Raw genomic sequence first — 17,499 nt, forward strand, 5'->3', positions numbered from 1 at the left:
AATGAGGGAAATGGATTACTTCTGGACGGGATGAAAATATACCAGAAGCCCCTTATCGCCACAACGTGAAATCTATCACACTGCAATTTTTTATTTTTTGCTTCAAATCAATTCATGATAAAAGCTTTGATTATCTTTTCTCTTCTACTTTGACCTCATCCCACATAGAATCAAGCTGTTGTAGAGAAAAGTCGGTTAAATTTTTATCTTGCTGACGAACTTTTTGTTCCACCCCTTTAAAGCGACGAGAAAACTTTAGATTAGCTTTGTTCAGCGCCGTTTCTGGGTTTTTACCTAAATGTCGCACCAAGTTAACCGTCGCAAACAACAGATCTCCCAACTCTTCTTCAATCAAATCTTCGTTCGGTGTTACTTTCAGCGCCTCTTCCAACACTTCGTCAACTTCCTCTAAAACCTTATCTGCCACCGGGCCAATAGCGTCCCAATCAAAGCCAAATTTCGCAACCTGCTTTTGAATCTTTGTAGCACGCGAAAGTGCAGGTAGCGAGTTTGGTATTGAGTCTAGAATACTTTCTTGAGTTTTGCCTGCTTGTGCTTTTTCTTTGGCCTTTTCAGCTTCCCAGTTGGCATTAATTTCTTCATCACTGGCAAACTCGGTATCAGAGAACACATGCGGATGGCGACGTGTTAGCTTCTCATTGATACCATCAACCACATCAGAGAACTCAAACAACCCCTGTTCTTTAGCTAACTGGCTGTAGAAAATCACCTGGAACAGCAAGTCACCCAACTCTTCTTGTAGGTTCGGCCAGTCTTTGTTGTGAATCGCGTCCACCACCTCGTAGGTTTCTTCGATAGTATGCGGCACAATTGTTTCAAAATTTTGTTTTAAATCCCAAGGACAGCCACCCTCAGGATCGCGCAGCTTAGTCATAATCTGTTCAAGGTGTTCAATCGGGTGATCCATCGTTTTCTTCCTATTACTGTCTTTGATTTTTAAACTTATAGCTTCACTGAAACTAAAAGGTTCTCAAACTAAAAAAATACTAGAACTAAAAAAGGTGAGCAGCCAAAACCACTCACCTTTCTGTTTTTCTTGTTAAACAACGCGTCATTCAATGCATTGTTCGGTTTTTACTAAGTACTTGGTTCTTCTAACAAGGCAACAAACTTACGAGACTTCTGAGCATAGCTTGCCTATGTGATGAAGCGAGTATAGTGCAGTTAACACAGTTAGAAGGCCAAGTACGACGTAAAAACTAGCCTAGGCGTTTAACCGACATGACATCTTTGATTTGTTCTACTCGGCTCGTCACTCGACTCAGAATTTCAATATTGGTCACTTCCAAATCAAAATCCATTACCGACAACTGACGTTTATAGTCGATACGGCTCTTCATTGTGGTCACACTGATCTTTTCATTCGAGAACAGTGAGGTGATATCTTTCAACAAACCATTACGCTCTAATGCTTCGACGCGTAACGTTAGGATGTATGAGCCAACAAATCCATGCCCCCAAACAGTATCGATAATACGTTCTGGAGCATGTAGGTTAAGTTCACTTAGTTGTTCACAGTCACTACGGTGAACAGAGATACCACGACCTTGAGTGATGTAACCTTTAATCATATCGCCTGGAATAGGCTGACAACAGCGAGCGAGGTGTGTCATTAGGTTATCAACACCTTCAACCACTACCGCGTCTTTATTTGGACGACTCTGTTGTGCAGGCTTATTTTCCGACTCAAGCAGCTTCTCTAGCGCTTTTTTATCTTCTTCTTCCGCCGTTGGTTTATTGACCAGTGCATTGATGTGGTTAACCACTTGGTTAATACGTAAGTCTCCACTGCCGATACCGGCATAAAGCTCATCAGGCGTGTTGACGTTAAAGCGTCTTAGCGCATATTGGTCGGCATCTTTTAGGGTTGCCCCCACTTTCGCGAGTTCAACTTCAAGGATATCTCGACCTGCTTCTAAGTTTTTCTCGCGGCTTTGTGCTCTGAACCATGCGTTGATTTTCGCACGAGCACGGCCTGAGTGAACGAAACCTGTGGTTGGGTTTAGCCAATCACGCGATGGATTCGGTTCTTTCTGCGTGATGATCTCTACTTGGTCGCCCATCGATAGTTTATGGGTAAACGGTACGATACGTCCTGCTACTTTGGCACCAATACAGCGGTGACCTACCATCGAATGGATGTGGTAAGCAAAATCGAGAGGCGTAGCCCCCATAGGCAAATCGACCACGTCACCGCGAGGTGTAAAGGCGTAGACACGGTCATCGAACACTTGGCTACGAACTTCATCTAGCATCTCACCAGAATCCGACATCTCCTCTTGCCAATCGATAAGTTTACGCAACCAAGTAATTTTCTCGTCGTAACCACTGCGAGCGCTTGTAGCACCTTCTTTGTACTTCCAGTGCGCAGCTACACCCAACTCAGAGTCTTCGTGCATTTGCTTGGTACGGATCTGAATTTCAATGGTCTTGCCTTCAGGGCCAAGAACTACGGTGTGGATCGACTGGTAACCATTGGGCTTAGGGTTCGCCACGTAGTCATCAAATTCACTGGGTAGATGTTTATATTTGGTGTGAACCACACCTAGGCCGGCATAACAGTCTTGAAGTTGATCGGCGATAATTCGTACAGCACGCACATCAAAAAGCTCATCGAAGGCCAACCCTTTTTTCTGCATTTTTCGCCAGATACTGTAGATGTGTTTTGGTCGGCCACTGACTTCAGCATTGATGCTTGAACGCTTCATTTCTGCCGTTAAGTCGTTAACGAAGTCTGTGATATATTGTTCACGTACGATGCGACGCTCAGACAGCTGTTTAGCAATCTGCTTGTAGGTGTCTGGCTGTTGGTAGCGGAATGCGTAATCTTCGATTTCCCACTTAAGCTGACCAATACCTAAACGGTTAGCGAGCGGAGCGTAGATGTTAGAACACTCTTTTGCCGCTGCACGACGCACAGCATCAGGCGCTTTTTTTACCTCGATAAGGTTACAGATTCGTTCAGCGAGTTTGATGACTACGCAGCGGAAGTCGTCGACCATCGCCAGTAGCATACGGCGAACGTTATCAACTTGACCCGAGGCAGCGCTACCTTCAAGGGTCACGTTTAACTGGCCTAAGGCCGCCATTTCTTCAACACCATCGATCAACTTTACGATTTCTTTGCCGTAGCTTTCTTCAAACGCTTCGCGCTCAAAAACACCACTTGAGACGACGGGGAAAAGTTGTGCTGCCACTAAAGTGGCACGATCCATAGACAAGGTGACCAAAATTTCGATCATCTCGCGCCCACGCCAAAGCAAGAGCGAAGCTTGTTCATGATCTTTTAAAAGCTCTTCACAGTGAAGATAAACTTTGATCAGTTTATTCGAGGTCTTTGCATCTTGATTCAATGACGCAATCCAACTTTCTAGCTCAAACTGTTCGCTTGGGTTTAAATGTGCGCTTCGTACCGCAACCATCATGTCTTCCTAGTTATTATGTTTTATACCCAATTCAATATGACTAACTGGTTCCAAGTTAGTTCGACTCATATTGATATCAACGCAGTCTTAACTGCGCCTTTGTGATTCATTTTTAAGCCTTGTTTAAGGGCCTCTAAGCCTTGATAAAAAGAGCCATCGATTCTAGATGACTGGTGTGGGGGAACATGTCCAACATACCAATCTTAGCTAATTGATAGCCTTGTTTTTCTAAGCTCTCAGAATCTCTAGCTAGAGTAGCAGGATTACACGAAACATAAACCACACGCTTCGCGCCTAACGCTGAAATTTGATCAACGATCCCACTCGCTCCCGCACGTGCTGGGTCAAGTAATACTTTATCGAATTTCTCTTTTGCCCAAGGCTGTAAGGATAAGTCTTCTTCAAGGTTGGCTTGGTAAAATTCCGTATTGCTTAACTGGTTTAATGCTGCATTAGACGTGGCCTGTTGTACCATTTCAGTAACACCTTCCACACCGACCACAAACGCCGACTGCTGTGCGATAGGTAAGCTGAAGTTACCTAAACCACAAAACAGATCAAGCACCCGTTCATCCGCTTGAGGTTCTAGCCACTCGATCGCTTGAGCCACCATCTGTTGATTGACCTTTTGATTCACTTGAATGAAGTGATTTGGCTCAAACGGTAAAGTCACACCGGTTTCATTATAAGCTGGCGTATCACCCACCAAACGAATCAACTTATCAGCTTCTGGCATAGAATACAGCGTAGCGCCTTCTGCCTGAGCCAACTCAATCAAAGATTGCTCATCTTTTTCAACCAAAGGCTTAAGGTGACGTAGCACCATGACAGGGCCAGTATCGCCCAGTACCAATTCTACGTGTCCTAAAGAGGTAAGGTTGTTGAAAGTGTTCAGTAAATTTTTCAGTTTTGGTAGCAATACATTAAGGCGAGGTTCAAGCACGGCACAGTCGGTGATGTTTTCAATCTGCTTACTTTGCTTCTTACGGAAACCGAACTGAAGCTGCTGTGTCTTTTTATCAACAAATAGGCTGATACGCGCGCGACGACGATAACCCGTTTCATTACCCACAATAGGTTGGGCAACTTCGGTTTCAACGGTTTGATATTGGCTCATCAGATGTGAAAGAGACTGTGCTTTGTGCTCAACCTGAGAGGCGTAACCAAAATGCTGAAGATGACAGCCACCACACTGATTAAAGTGCTTACAAAACGGCTTTAGGCGCTGCTCGCTTGGCTTTAATAATTTGATTAGTTTCGCGCGTGCAAATTTACTCTTACTCTCAGTCAGTTGAATGACCACCTGCTCACCGGGCAATGCCCCATCAATGAAAACAGGTTTGTTTTTCTGATAAGCGATGCCAGCGCCATTGTGATCCATTCGTTCAACCAAAACCGATTGATGCTTGGTCTCGAATTGAGTTTTCTTTTTTGGTTGGAAAAAACGTGCCATTGCTTATGCCTAATGTATCTTTTAATTAGTAATTGGTATCCAGGGCTCACTATTCTGCCTTGGAATCATTGTCGAACGTCACGGCTTTGATTAAGCTTACCGTTCACTTAACCGCCATTGTGTGCGTTATTTTCCCATATCCAGACCTCGATGTAATTAAAGAACATGACCAGATATGGCTTAAGAGCCCGTGTAATTACCTTAACTCTAGCTCCAACATTGATTATTGGGTTGCTATTGAGTGCATTTTTCTCATTTAACCGCTATCAAGACCTTGAGGGTCAAGTAGTGAACACTGGTACTAGCATCATTGAACCACTGGCTATTGCGAGTGAATCAGGCATGCAGCTCGAAAGCCGAGAGTCTGTTCGACAGCTGATTAGCTATGCGCATCGAAAAAATTCTAAGCTGGTGCGCAGTATCGCGGTGTTTGATGAACGTCACGAGCTGTTTGTAACCTCAAACTTCCACCCTGACTTTGAAAGCCTGACCTACCCCAAAGATAAACCGATTCCGCATTTAAGCTCATCGAACCTGCTCGATAACACGCTGATTCTTCGGACGCCGATTATTGCTGAAGGTCAGTATATAAACTCAGCCAATGGCCAATCTCAAGCCAATCAAGCGATCGGTTATATCGCGATAGAGTTAGACCTTTCGTCACTTCGATTACAACAATATCAAGAGGTGTTTTCTGCATTCTTAGTGTTGGTTCTCGGGCTTGGGCTTTCAGGTGTGTTTGCCTTCCGCTTAATGCACGACGTGACCCAGCCGATCACACACATGAAAAACATGGTCGACCGAATACGTCGTGGTCATCTCGATGTACGTATCGAAGGCAAAATGCATGGTGAGCTAGACTCGCTGAAAAACGGTATCAACGCGATGGCAGTATCGCTGTCGGAATATCACGTTGAAATGCAACACAGTATTGACCAAGCGACCTCCGATCTACGTGAAACACTTGAACAGTTAGAGATTCAAAACGTTGAATTAGACATTGCGAAAAAGCGTGCTCAAGAAGCGGCTCGTGTTAAGTCTGAATTCTTGGCGAATATGTCTCACGAATTAAGAACGCCGCTCAACGGTGTGATTGGCTTTACTCGCCAAATGCTCAAAACCCATCTATCGAACAGCCAAACTGACTACTTGCAAACTATTGAACGCTCGGCGAACAACCTACTCAGTATTATTAACGATATCTTGGATTTCTCGAAACTTGAAGCTGGCAAGCTAGCCTTAGAGAACATCCCATTTGAGTTCCAATCCAGCCTCGAAGAAGTTGTGAACCTTCAAGCAACTAATGCTCATGAAAAAGGCTTAGAACTGACCCTCAAGATCGACCCTAAAGTACCGCCAGGCGTTGTTGGTGATCCACTACGTATCCAGCAGATCTTGACTAACCTAGTGGGTAACTCCATCAAATTTACTGAGCATGGCAACATTGATATCAGCGTTGAACTTCGCTCACAAAGCGAAGACAATATCGAGCTTCAATTCATGGTTCGCGATACTGGTATTGGTATATCTGAACGTCAACAAGCTCAGCTTTTCCAAGCCTTTAGCCAAGCAGATGCAAGTATTTCTCGTCGTTATGGTGGTACAGGTTTAGGTCTGGTTATCACCCAAAAATTGGTGAGCCAAATGGGTGGTGAAATCAGTCTAACCAGTCGCCTTCACCAGGGTTCAACCTTCTGGTTTACGTTGAGGCTTTCTACCACTGATATGCCGATGACGGAGCTGATTGAAACTCAGTGCCTGCAAAACAAACAACTACTGTTGATCGAACCAAACATGCAAGCAGCGTCAATTACCCAACAGATCTTAACCCAAGAAGGGCTTGTGGTCACTTATCGCTCGGTGATGCCTGACGAGTCACCCTCGTATGACTACGTTCTGCTAAACCTTGCATCAAACCAAGAATACCAATTTGATACCGTAAGTGGTTGGGCTATTGGCGCTAAAAAAATAGCTCAGAACGTAATTATTGGTACACCAAGTACCGAATTAGCGTTAGGTGAACAATTGATGAAAGAGGTGGATGTTCAGTGCATCACCAAGCCTCTTTCTCGTAAGAAACTGCTGCAAACCCTAGTATCGAACCAAGCTCCAACCTTGATTGCACCGGCGATTGAAACGCACTCGGAAGAGAAGCTTCCATTTACCGTATTGGCTGTCGATGACAACCCTGCAAACCTTAAATTGATTACCGCACTACTGAAAGAACGCGTAGAAACCGTCATCAGTTGCACTAGCGGTCAGCAGGCAATCGACAAAGCGACAGAAACACCATTTGATATCATCTTCATGGACATTCAAATGCCACAAATGGATGGTGTGACCGCTTGTCAGAATATCAAAAAACTAGCGAATAATGCGAATACGCCGATCATTGCAGTGACCGCTCATGCCATGATTGGCGAACGTGACCGGTTGCTTGAAGCGGGCATGGATGACTACCTAACGAAACCTATTGAAGAACATATATTACAACAGGTTCTGATTCATTGGAGCCCAACCTCTGAGGTTGAGCATATCGAAAAAATAGACCCAGACCACCCAGCAGTTTCAGTCGAAATCGATCATAGCCAAATATCAGAAAGAGAAATAAGTGTGCACAAAAACATCATCATAGATTGGCAAGCTGCAATGAAGCAAGCAGCCAATAAAGAAGACCTTGCACGAGATATGTTGCAAATGCTAGTGGACTTTATTCCTGAGGTTTATGAGGCAACAGAGAAAGCGATAGAAGATAGTGATTACCCTGTTGAAGAACTAATACACATTATCCACAAGATGCATGGCAGCAGCTCATATAGTGGTGTACCAAGGCTTAAATCGGTATGTGCAACGATAGAGAAAGAGCTGCGATCTGGCATTTCCGTTGAAGATATTGAACCGGAACTTTTTGAACTTCAGGATGAGTTAGATAAGGTTCAAGCAACCGCGGTTCATTATTTAAAACCATCTAGCATCTGATATCTAGTTAGCGATTTAGCGTTTAACGTTTAACGTTTAACGACTAAGAATACAAACCAATAAAAAAGCAGAGCTCATGGACTCTGCTTTTTTATGTTTGCTGATTAATTAGGCACTAGATTTAGATTAGCGGCAACAGGTTTAGGATTCGAGTAATACCGTTGCCACAGCATAGTGGCGCTCATCCGAGATAGTGAGGTGGATCGACCTGGTTCCACTCGTATCGGCGATTTCACGAGCTTTCTTATGTAGGATCAATACTGGCTTACCATGTTCATCATTTGAAATCTCGAAGTCATGAAAGGTCACACCAAGGGCAATCCCCGTACCTAACGCTTTAGATGCCGCTTCTTTTGCGGCAAAACGCTTTGCAAGGTAGCGCCCTTTTTGCTTAATTTTCTGAAATACTTCAAATTCAGAACTCGTCAAAATACGCTGAGCAAAAGCGTCACCACTTCGTGATAGTGCCTTCTCTATGCGTTCAATTTCTGCGATATCGGTACCTAATCCAACAACAGCCATTATTAACCTTTACTACTCAACTCGTTACTACTCAACATGCTACGACTCAATTTGTCGCTTATGGTTACCGCTTACCTAAGTTACCGCTTACCTAACTACTTGTTATTACGTGCTGTTTCCATAACAGATTTCATATCTGCAACGGCTCTGTTCAAGCCATCAAAGACAGCACGTCCCATGATCGAGTGGCCAATATTCAGCTCATAAATCTCAGGAAGCGCCGCAATAGGTGCTACGTTGTGGTAAGTCAGGCCATGACCCGCATTGACTGTGATACCAAGATCGTCAGCATAGCTTGCGCCAGCTGCAATCTTTTTCAGTTCATCTTGCTGATCTTCTTCTGTTTTCGCATCAGCGTAATGACCAGTATGAAGCTCAATGAACGGCGCACCACATACTTTAGCTGCATCGATTTGCTGACGATCCGCATCAATAAATAGCGACACCTTAATACCAGCAGCTGACAGTTTTTCCGTCGCCGTTTTGATCTTTTCAAGTTGGCCGACAACGTCTAAACCACCTTCAGTGGTCAGCTCTTCACGTTTCTCAGGAACCAAGCAAACGAACTCAGGATTAGTATCGAGTGCAATTTGAACCATTTCGTCCGTCACAGCCATCTCTAAATTCATTCGCGTTTGAATAGTTTCAGCCAGAATACGCACATCACGATCAACAATATGGCGACGATCTTCACGTAAATGGATAGTAATGCCATCAGCACCTGCACGTTCAGCTATCTCAGCTGCGTGTACGGGATCTGGGTATTTAGTCCCACGTGCATTACGTAGTGTTGCAATATGATCGATATTAACGCCTAAAAGGATTGAGCTCATTTTCCAATACTCCGTGCTCTAGAGAGGGCTATTGTTGGCATAAATAGCTCTCTGCTTTTTAATGGTTTGCCGCCAAGATACGGCTTTAAGGCTATGCGTGTAAAGCGTTTTGCTGCTTTTAACTGTTCTTTAGTGATAAACCTACGCTCGCTGATTGCGATAAGTTCATCGCCCATAAATGTCAGATTATCTCGACGCACTGAAGCAATAAAACCTTTCTGTTCTCGGTATCGATAAGTCATGTTTGGCGCGACCAGTTCACCGCTACCAGCGCAATGCAAAAAGTCGACGCCATATCCCATCGCGGATAGTAGAGCCAACTCAAAACGACGCAATGCTGGCTCCGGATTTTCATTATGGGCCAGTTCTGTTAAAGCATGAAGATAGTCATGAAAAAGTGCAGGCATTGGTACTTCGGCCATCAACACTCGACCAATCAGCTCATTCACGTACATCGCTGAATACAAGTTTATCCCCGTAAGAGGAAGCCCTAAACTAATTGGCTCAGCTTGACGTAAGGTTTTCATTGAACTGTTGCCAGACCACTTTAGCAATAGCGGCGTAAAAGGTTGTAATGTACCTTTCAAATTGGAACGCTTGCTTCGAGCGCCTTTAGACATCAAGGTCACCCGACCGAACTCTTCGCTGAAGACGTCCAAGATCAGACTCGACTCACTGTATGGTCGACGGTGCAACACAAAGCATCGATGTAAACCTTCGCTCAATCACTTACCCTTCTTACAGATACAAAAAGAGAGAGTTCGCACTCTCTCTAGAAATTATATTAAGTTCAACTTTCGTGATATCAGAAAGTGACGTTCAATATATTATAGATCGTCGATGTAACCTAATGAGCGAAGTGCACGCTCATCATCAGCCCAACCCGATTTAACCTTGACCCAAGTTTCTAAGTAAACCTTACGGCCAAATAGATCTTCCATATCAATACGCGCTTCACGACCAATTGTTTTGATCTTCTCGCCCGCTTTACCAATCACCATTTTCTTTTGACCCGTTCGTTCAACAAGAATCAGGGCGTTGATGTGGAAGCCATCGTTGTCTGGGTTGTAATCAAAGCGCTCTATTTCAACCGTTACCGAATAAGGTAGCTCTTCGCCTGTGAATCTCATCAGCTTTTCACGGATAATCTCAGACGCCATAAAGCGCTGCGAACGATCCGTCACGTACTCTTCAGGGAAGTGATGGGTCGCTTTTGGTAAATGCTCACGTACATGCTTACGCAGTACATCAATGTTTTTACCTTGCTTCGCCGAGATTGGCACAACATCAACGAATTCCATCTTTTTAGAGACTTCCATCATATGCTGCATGACGTTAGTACGATCCTGAACGTTATCAACTTTGTTAATGCAAAGTACAACTGGGAAGTCAGTCTTCTTCAGTTTGTTCAGAACCATTTCATCGTCGTCAGTCCAGTGTGTTCCATCCACAAGGAAGAAGACTAGGTTCACATCACTCAAAGAACTGTTCGCCGCACGGTTCATCAAACGGTTGATTGCACGCTTTTCTTCAATATGAAGTCCAGGAGTATCAACAAAGATCGCTTGGTAATCACCCTCAGTTTCAACGCCCATAATACGGTGACGTGTCGTCTGTGGTTTACGTGATGTAATAGAAATCTTCTGCCCCAGAATATGGTTCAGAAGCGTCGATTTACCTACGTTTGGGCGACCGACAATAGCGATGAAGCCACAGTGTTGGTTTTCCGGTAGGCCCGTTTTTTTGCTATCCGATGAAAAAAATGCATCGATATCGAAATCTTGGTTGTTATCAGACATTGCTTAGTTGCTCTAATGCTGTTTCAGCAGCCGCTTGCTCTGCCTTGCGGCGGCTAGTGCCTTTACCGATAACAGGTTTATCCACACCTGCCACTTCACACTCAACCGTAAACTCTTGGTTGTGTGCTTCACCTTTAATATTAGTCACTGTGTAGACAGGTAGAGGATTTCTTCGACCTTGTAAAAACTCTTGAAGGCGAGTTTTGGGATCTTTTTGAGATACTCCAGGCTGAATAGCTTCTAGGCGAGATTGGTACCAGCTCAAAATAATGCGACGAACCGTCTCGGTATCACTATCTAAATAGACAGCACCAATAATCGCTTCAACCGCATCCGCTAGAATAGAATCACGACGGAAACCGCCACTCTTCAACTCACCTGGACCTAATTTTAAGTAATCTCCTAGTTCGAATTCACGACCTAGTTCAGCCAATGTATGACCACGCACCAGTGTTGCACGCATACGGCTCATGTCACCTTCGTTTACCTTAGGAAAACGGTGGTAAAGATCATCAGCGATAACAAAACTTAAAATTGAATCGCCCAGAAACTCAAGACGTTCGTTATGTTTACCTGCGGCGCTGCGGTGAGTCAGCGCCAAGTGGATAAGATCGGCATCATTAAACTGATAGCCAATCTTTCTCTCTAGTTTATCAATTGGAGAATTCATGCTCTCTCGATGTGTTAATTGATCGATTAATGAATCCCACCGATGCGATTAAAACGCACACCAGTAGGAATCCATGTTGGAAGTACACTGTCTGAACCACGTTCGAACTCGAAGCTGATCCAAATCGCAACGGCCTTACCAACAAGGTTTGCTTCAGGGACAAAGCCCCAGTAACGGCTATCGGCACTGTTGTCACGGTTATCACCCATCACAAAGTACTGGCCTTCTGGAACGACCCACTCGTTAACACCATTACGGGGCTGATATGCTTGCACACGATCACGACGTAATGGGTTAACTAAAATTTGGTGCTCTACGTCTCCAAGCTGTTCATTCAGCTGAATAAGAGGCACACCATCTTGAACAAATTGGCTTTCTTCAACGTGACTTAGTTTCACTGGATCGCAGTTACTTGTACCCTTCGCTTGAATGCAAATCTCTTTTCGACTGCTGTAACGAATGGTGTCACCTGGCATACCAACAACACGCTTGATGTAGTCGATATTAGGCTGAGGTGGGTACTTAAATACGATTGAATCACCACGTTCTGGTTTGCCCGTTTCAACCAGTTGAGTACGCCATACCGGGTCTTTTAGACCATACGCATACTTCTCTACCAAGATAAAATCACCCACCAAAAGGGTTGGCATCATCGAGCCAGACGGGATCTGAAACGGTTCATAAATAAATGAACGCAGAATCAAAACAAATGCAATGACCGGGAAAATGGAAACACTGTTCTCAACCCACCAAGGCTGAGCCGTAACTTTTGCGCTCGTTTCAGCGTCTAGGCCTGTCGATTGTGCTTCAACGGCAGCCAGTTTCTGCTGGCGCTTCTTTGCCCACAACCACTTTTCCAACGCCCATACAATGCCAGTCACTAGAGTTACGATCACTAAGATAAGTGAAAATGTATTAGCCATTGATATCCCTTAAATTTCATTTCTTTAAAAATAACGAAAGTGAAAGAGTATAACCCTTTCACTCTACTTAATATTTCTAATTTGTATCAATCATGCTGACTAAATGCTAGGAAGATTACGCAGGAAACATCGCTTAGTTCTAGGCGTAAAGTGCAGTGACTAGTGGACCTAATTGCAATCTTTGCAACAAAGAAATAAACGATTTAACCAGTAATGTTCAGCAGATAGTTAGTGCGATTGATACCTAGTCTTTTCCAACGTGAAGTATGGCAAGGAAAGCTTCTTGAGGCAGTTCAACGTTACCGATCTGCTTCATACGCTTCTTACCTTCTTTTTGTTTCTTAAGAAGTTTCTTCTTACGACTGATATCACCACCGTAACATTTTGCGATTACGTTCTTACGCAGTTGCTTCACTGTAGAACGAGCAATGATGTGGTTACCAATCGCAGCTTGAATCGCAATATCGAACATCTGACGAGGGATGAACTCTTTCATCTTCTCTACCAGTAGACGACCACGAGACTGAGCAATGTCTTTGTGCGTAATGATCGCTAGTGCATCAACCGTTTCACCATTCAACAATACATCTACACGTACCATGTTTGATGGCTCGTAGCGTTGGAAGTTGTAATCCAATGATGCGTAACCGCGAGACGTTGACTTCAGACGGTCGAAGAAGTCTAGAACCACTTCTGCCATAGGAAGATCGTACGTCACAGCAACTTGGTTGCCGTGGTAAACCATATCTACTTGTACGCCACGCTTCTCAACACACAGTGTGATTACGTTACCTAGGTAGTCCGAAGGTACCAAAATATTACAGCGTGCAATTGGTTCACGAATTTCTTCGAGGTCATTAACCGCTGGCAGTTTAGCCGGGCTATCAACATACAGAACGGTTTTATCTGTTTTTACAACTTCATACACAACTGTTGGAGCAGTCGTGATTAGATCTAGGTCGTATTCACGTTCTAGACGCTCTTGGATGATCTCCATGTGAAGCATTCCTAAGAAGCCACAACGGAAACCAAAGCCAAGTGCTGCTGAACTTTCTGGTTCGTAGAACAGTGATGCATCATTCAGGCTTAGTTTGCCTAGTGCGTCACGGAAGTTTTCGTAGTCATCAGATGAAACAGGGAACAGGCCTGCGTATACCTGAGGCTTCACTTTTTGGAAACCAGGTAGACGTTCAGTACAGCCACCTTTAGCAAGCGTCAAGGTATCACCAACAGGCGCACCTAGAATGTCTTTAATGCCACAAACAACCCAACCTACCTCGCCAGTATTCAGCTCAGTGGTGTCGATTCGCTTAGGTGTGAAGATACCTAGACGGTCAACTCCCCAAACTTGGTCTGTCGACATGACTTTAATCTTGTCGTTCTTCTTCAGCTTACCGTTTTTGATACGTACCAAAGAAACTACGCCAAGGTAGTTATCGAACCAAGAGTCAATAATAAGGGCTTGTAGAGGCGCATCTGGATCACCTTCCGGTGGTGGAATAGCCGTTACGATGTTTTCTAAAACATCGTCAACACCTACCCCTGTTTTCGCAGAACAGCGAGTCGCTTCCATCGCATCGATGCCAACGATCTCTTCGATTTCTTCAGCAACACGTTCTGGTTCAGCTGCGGGTAGGTCAATCTTGTTCAAGATTGGCACCACTTCCAGCTCCATTTCGATTGCTGTGTAACAGTTTGCTAGAGTTTGTGCTTCAACACCTTGGCCAGCATCTACTACAAGTAGCGCGCCTTCACAAGCCGCTAGAGAGCGAGATACTTCATAAGAAAAGTCTACGTGTCCAGGGGTGTCGATAAAGTTAAGTTGGTAAGTTTCTCCATCTTTAGCTTTATAATCTAAAGTCACACTCTGCGCTTTAATTGTAATACCACGTTCGCGTTCTATATCCATAGAATCGAGGACTTGAGCTGCCATCTCACGTTCACTTAATCCTCCACAAACTTGGATTAAGCGGTCAGAAAGGGTCGACTTACCGTGGTCGATGTGGGCGATAATCGAAAAATTACGAATGTGCTTCATAGGCTTGGTATGACTAAACTCTTTGTATAGGGATAATAAGAAAGCCGCTATGCTTCCAACCTAATATTAGCATTGGTGGCGGCATTTCAATCAAGTTGGCAGATTCTACCCAATTTAAGGGCAAGACGCATCATAAATTAGACGAGAGACTCACCTAGAATTCGAATCAAGACGACTTCTTGCTTGGATTTGTCTTCCATTGGTTTGGCTAACCGCTTCGCCAAGGCAATACCAGCAGTGGTAAATAGTGCAGCACAGAGTATAACAACCCCTTCGCCCCCTTGGAGCAAGGGTTGTAACAAGAGCTGTCCAAGGCCAGCACCAATTATCAACATGAAAAGTGGGACGAGGTAAACAATAGCCGCCGACTGAAGCAGACTTTTTTCTGGGAAGCCAATCTCTACAATTTGTCCGGCTTTAACAAGGCTTTTGGTTTTAAACTGCCAAAACAAAGCTTTATTGCCAACGGCCTTGGTGACGATACCGGTTCCGCAGCTTTTTTGAGAAGAGCAACTACTGCAACTGGTTTGCTGTTCGCAGCTCAGTTGAACAAAATATTGCTTACCTTTTTGCTCGACTGAGCTAACGGTCGCCAGCGCGGTCATCATTGCACTGGTACCGAGTTATTGAACGTTACTGATTGAGCGATACGCTTAGCCGTTGCAGGCGGAATATCGCCGACTACAGATATTTCCCTGTTGCCCATCACTAAACTATGTAAGGTTCTGCGCCCTTGACGTACCAATTGCCCTTTCAATGAGTGCTCATCTTTGTCGGCTATATACACCGAAAAACTAAACAACCCATCACTGAAAAGTTGACTCTCAACCATTTTTTCGGTCACCGCCATTTGATAACGGCTAAGCTCTTTTGACTTAAATCCTTCAGGAATCCAAGAAGCTTGCCAGTTAGTTTCACTCACCAAGCCTTCTGGTAATGACAAAACCTTCGGCAGTTTAACTTGATTCAAGCCACCCATTGCTTCTGCGATCTTATCATTCACCACGTAAGAGATAGTTCGGTACTGTTCTAGCACTTCGCCATCACGATCCAAAAGATCGGCACGTAAAGGAAGATGAGTTTTCTCGTCGACCCAAACTACGTAAGAATAACGAAGGCCATCTTTCGGCACCACGCGTAATACTTGTGTTGTGCTCCCCGCTTCACGAGATCGCCCAACTTTTACGAAGTCGTAGTACCGGTTAAGAGAATCGATATCTCTATTAATCATCGGAATGACAGGGGCAACCATGCTACCAGACAAAATAGTAAATGGCTCAGTCCCCGGCTCGACGTAGCTAACTTCATTGCCACGTCGAATGACTTCACGCACAGGGCCACTGAGATAAACAAGGTGTGCGAGCTGTTGATCATCGTTAACTGCATGACGATAAAGCAGAGGCTCAATACTGCTCTTCTTTATCAATATATAGGAGAGTTCGTAATTTAGATGCTGACTGGCCTCATTCATTTGATGCAATAACGCCTTTGCAGAGAGTTCTTCTGCAAAGGCTGTTGGAGACATCAAGCTGAACAGTGTCAGTGCACTGACCAGGATTTTCTTCATTCAATATCCGATTCTAAATGTGCATCTTCCATTGATGATGCGTCACCGTTTAATCTTAACTGCAGTTCATAATCTTCCAGCAATGCATGAACGCGTTTACGTTGTTCTTGTAAATTAGCCTCAGAGACAGGCTTAGAAACAGAGTCTCGCGTTAGGCTTACTGGTTCCGCAGAGCCCGCAAATGGAATCGTCTGTAGTACAGGTAACTGCTCTGGTGCTGCTGGATCGCTACCACCATACTGCTGAACACCTAATACAACCGCTAATGAAACACACGCTGCCACGGCAACTTGTCCAAACTGTTGTAGCCATGCAGGAAGCTGACGTTTCGCTTGCTGAGGCTTTGGTTGCTCTTCGATTGGAGCAACCGTAGGTTCAACATTCACTTGGTGCAGGTTTGGCATTGCACTATGCGCAGGCTCGGCTTCAAGCTCCGCTGCCACACTGTCAGCAATGTTCCAATCTTTCGTTTCTGGCGCATCCCCACGCATCACGTCACCAATTAAATGGTAACTCTGCCAGGTATTCATGCTTTCTTGATCAGATTCAAGATCTACTATGAGAGCTTTATCGATCGTTTCACCATCCATGAGTGCCGAAAGCTTTTCTTTATCAGCCATTATTTTCACCATAATTATTACAAGTTCTAGCGTTGCAAAAGAGGTTTAATTTTCTTTTCCACCGCTTCACGAGCTCGGAAAATACGCGAACGTACGGTTCCTACAGGGCAATCCATTACTTCTGCAATCTCTTCGTAGCTCAAACCTTCGAGCTCACGCAGCGTCATTGCAGTTTTTAAGTCTTCTGGTAGCGCTTCAATCGCACCAAAAACAACTTGTTTCAACTCTTTTGACAGCGTTAAGTTCTCAGGGTTCGATATTTCTTTTAACGCGCTGCCTGTTTCGTAATATTCTGCATCTTCTGCATCTACATCCGTTGCTGGTGGCCTGCGGCCCTGGGCAACGATATGATTTTTAGCGGTGTTCACGGCAATTCGATACAGCCATGTATAGAAGGCACTCTCGCCACGAAAGTTAGGTATCGCGCGGTAGGCTTTAATAAAAGCTTCTTGTGCTACATCAGGTACATCACCGGAATTATTCACGTATCGAGAGATAAGATTACAGACTTTATTTTGATACTTAACCACTAATAAGTTAAACGCCTGCTTATCTCCACTCTGAACTCGCTCAATCAACACTTGATCGGTTAGCTGCTCGTTCATTCGAGCGGGTACTCCTATTGTTATAACCCTTACCTTCACAGATA

At 44.4% G+C, this 17,499-nt stretch carries 15 protein-coding genes; 1 reads left to right on the forward strand and 14 read right to left on the reverse strand.

Translation table 11 applies throughout. The features are described from left to right. Positions 1-130: 130 nt before the first annotated feature. The 3 genes from mazG to rlmD all read right to left on the reverse strand — a co-directional run bounded on the left by mazG (position 131) and on the right by rlmD (position 4,899). Positions 131-928, reverse strand: a complete 798-nt coding sequence (gene mazG, locus ACED48_RS17890; RefSeq protein ID WP_017056573.1) for a nucleoside triphosphate pyrophosphohydrolase — start codon at positions 926-928, stop codon at positions 131-133. 292 nt (positions 929-1,220) lie between these two features. Beyond that, complete coding sequence (relA, locus tag ACED48_RS17895; protein WP_017056572.1) at positions 1,221-3,443, reverse strand: GTP diphosphokinase; 2,223 nt, start codon at positions 3,441-3,443, stop codon at positions 1,221-1,223. A gap of 136 nt (positions 3,444-3,579) precedes the next feature. After that, positions 3,580-4,899, reverse strand: coding sequence for a 23S rRNA (uracil(1939)-C(5))-methyltransferase RlmD (gene rlmD / locus ACED48_RS17900; RefSeq protein WP_017056571.1), 1,320 nt, complete (start codon positions 4,897-4,899; stop codon positions 3,580-3,582). 165 nt (positions 4,900-5,064) lie between these two features. On the opposite strand from rlmD, the gene barA reads away from it, so the two are divergent. Continuing rightward, positions 5,065-7,878 (forward strand): two-component sensor histidine kinase BarA, encoded by a 2,814-nt coding sequence (barA, locus tag ACED48_RS17905; protein ID WP_017056570.1) that lies wholly within the window; start codon positions 5,065-5,067, stop codon positions 7,876-7,878. 141 nt (positions 7,879-8,019) lie between these two features. Here the strand turns inward: barA and acpS are convergent, their stop codons facing one another. The 11 genes from acpS to rpoE all read right to left on the reverse strand — a co-directional run bounded on the left by acpS (position 8,020) and on the right by rpoE (position 17,455). Then, entirely contained in the window at positions 8,020-8,400 is a 381-nt protein-coding gene (gene acpS, locus ACED48_RS17910; protein WP_017056569.1) for a holo-ACP synthase, read from the reverse strand. A 95-nt stretch (positions 8,401-8,495) separates the two neighbouring features. Continuing rightward, a complete protein-coding gene (gene pdxJ / locus ACED48_RS17915; RefSeq protein WP_017056568.1) occupies positions 8,496-9,233 on the reverse strand; it encodes a pyridoxine 5'-phosphate synthase in 738 nt (245 codons plus the stop codon). Next, positions 9,230-9,958, reverse strand: coding sequence for a DNA repair protein RecO (gene recO, locus ACED48_RS17920; protein WP_029627006.1), 729 nt, complete (start codon positions 9,956-9,958; stop codon positions 9,230-9,232). The genes pdxJ and recO overlap by 4 nt, the downstream gene beginning before the upstream one ends. 102 nt (positions 9,959-10,060) lie before the next feature. Then, entirely contained in the window at positions 10,061-11,032 is a 972-nt protein-coding gene (era, locus tag ACED48_RS17925; RefSeq protein ID WP_017056566.1) for a GTPase Era, read from the reverse strand. Next, the gene (rnc, locus tag ACED48_RS17930) at positions 11,025-11,702 is read right to left on the reverse strand and encodes a ribonuclease III (protein ID WP_017056565.1); all 678 of its coding nucleotides are present in this window, start codon (positions 11,700-11,702) and stop codon (positions 11,025-11,027) included. The genes era and rnc overlap by 8 nt, the downstream gene beginning before the upstream one ends. 26 nt (positions 11,703-11,728) lie before the next feature. Beyond that, positions 11,729-12,625 carry a signal peptidase I gene (gene lepB / locus ACED48_RS17935; protein ID WP_017056564.1) on the reverse strand — a complete coding sequence of 299 codons (897 nt, stop codon included), beginning with the start codon at positions 12,623-12,625 and terminating at the stop codon, positions 11,729-11,731. Between the two features lie 244 nt (positions 12,626-12,869). Then, positions 12,870-14,663 carry a translation elongation factor 4 gene (gene lepA / locus ACED48_RS17940; RefSeq protein ID WP_017056563.1) on the reverse strand — a complete coding sequence of 598 codons (1,794 nt, stop codon included), beginning with the start codon at positions 14,661-14,663 and terminating at the stop codon, positions 12,870-12,872. Between the two features lie 137 nt (positions 14,664-14,800). Next, positions 14,801-15,271 (reverse strand): SoxR reducing system RseC family protein, encoded by a 471-nt coding sequence (locus ACED48_RS17945; RefSeq protein ID WP_017056562.1) that lies wholly within the window; start codon positions 15,269-15,271, stop codon positions 14,801-14,803. Beyond that, on the reverse strand, positions 15,268-16,230 hold the full coding sequence (rseB, locus tag ACED48_RS17950; RefSeq protein WP_017056561.1) for a sigma-E factor regulatory protein RseB: 963 nt from the start codon (positions 16,228-16,230) through the stop codon (positions 15,268-15,270). The genes ACED48_RS17945 and rseB overlap by 4 nt, the downstream gene beginning before the upstream one ends. Continuing rightward, entirely contained in the window at positions 16,227-16,850 is a 624-nt protein-coding gene (locus ACED48_RS17955; RefSeq protein ID WP_017056560.1) for an RseA family anti-sigma factor, read from the reverse strand. The genes rseB and ACED48_RS17955 overlap by 4 nt, the downstream gene beginning before the upstream one ends. Before the next feature lie 26 nt (positions 16,851-16,876). Beyond that, positions 16,877-17,455, reverse strand: coding sequence for an RNA polymerase sigma factor RpoE (rpoE, locus tag ACED48_RS17960; protein ID WP_004739025.1), 579 nt, complete (start codon positions 17,453-17,455; stop codon positions 16,877-16,879). Between the last annotated feature and the right edge of the window lie 44 nt (positions 17,456-17,499).

Origin of the sequence: Vibrio sp. 5S239, from assembly GCF_041439575.1 — a bacterium.
In the GTDB taxonomy this organism is placed as follows: Bacteria; Pseudomonadota; Gammaproteobacteria; order Enterobacterales; family Vibrionaceae; genus Vibrio; species Vibrio kanaloae.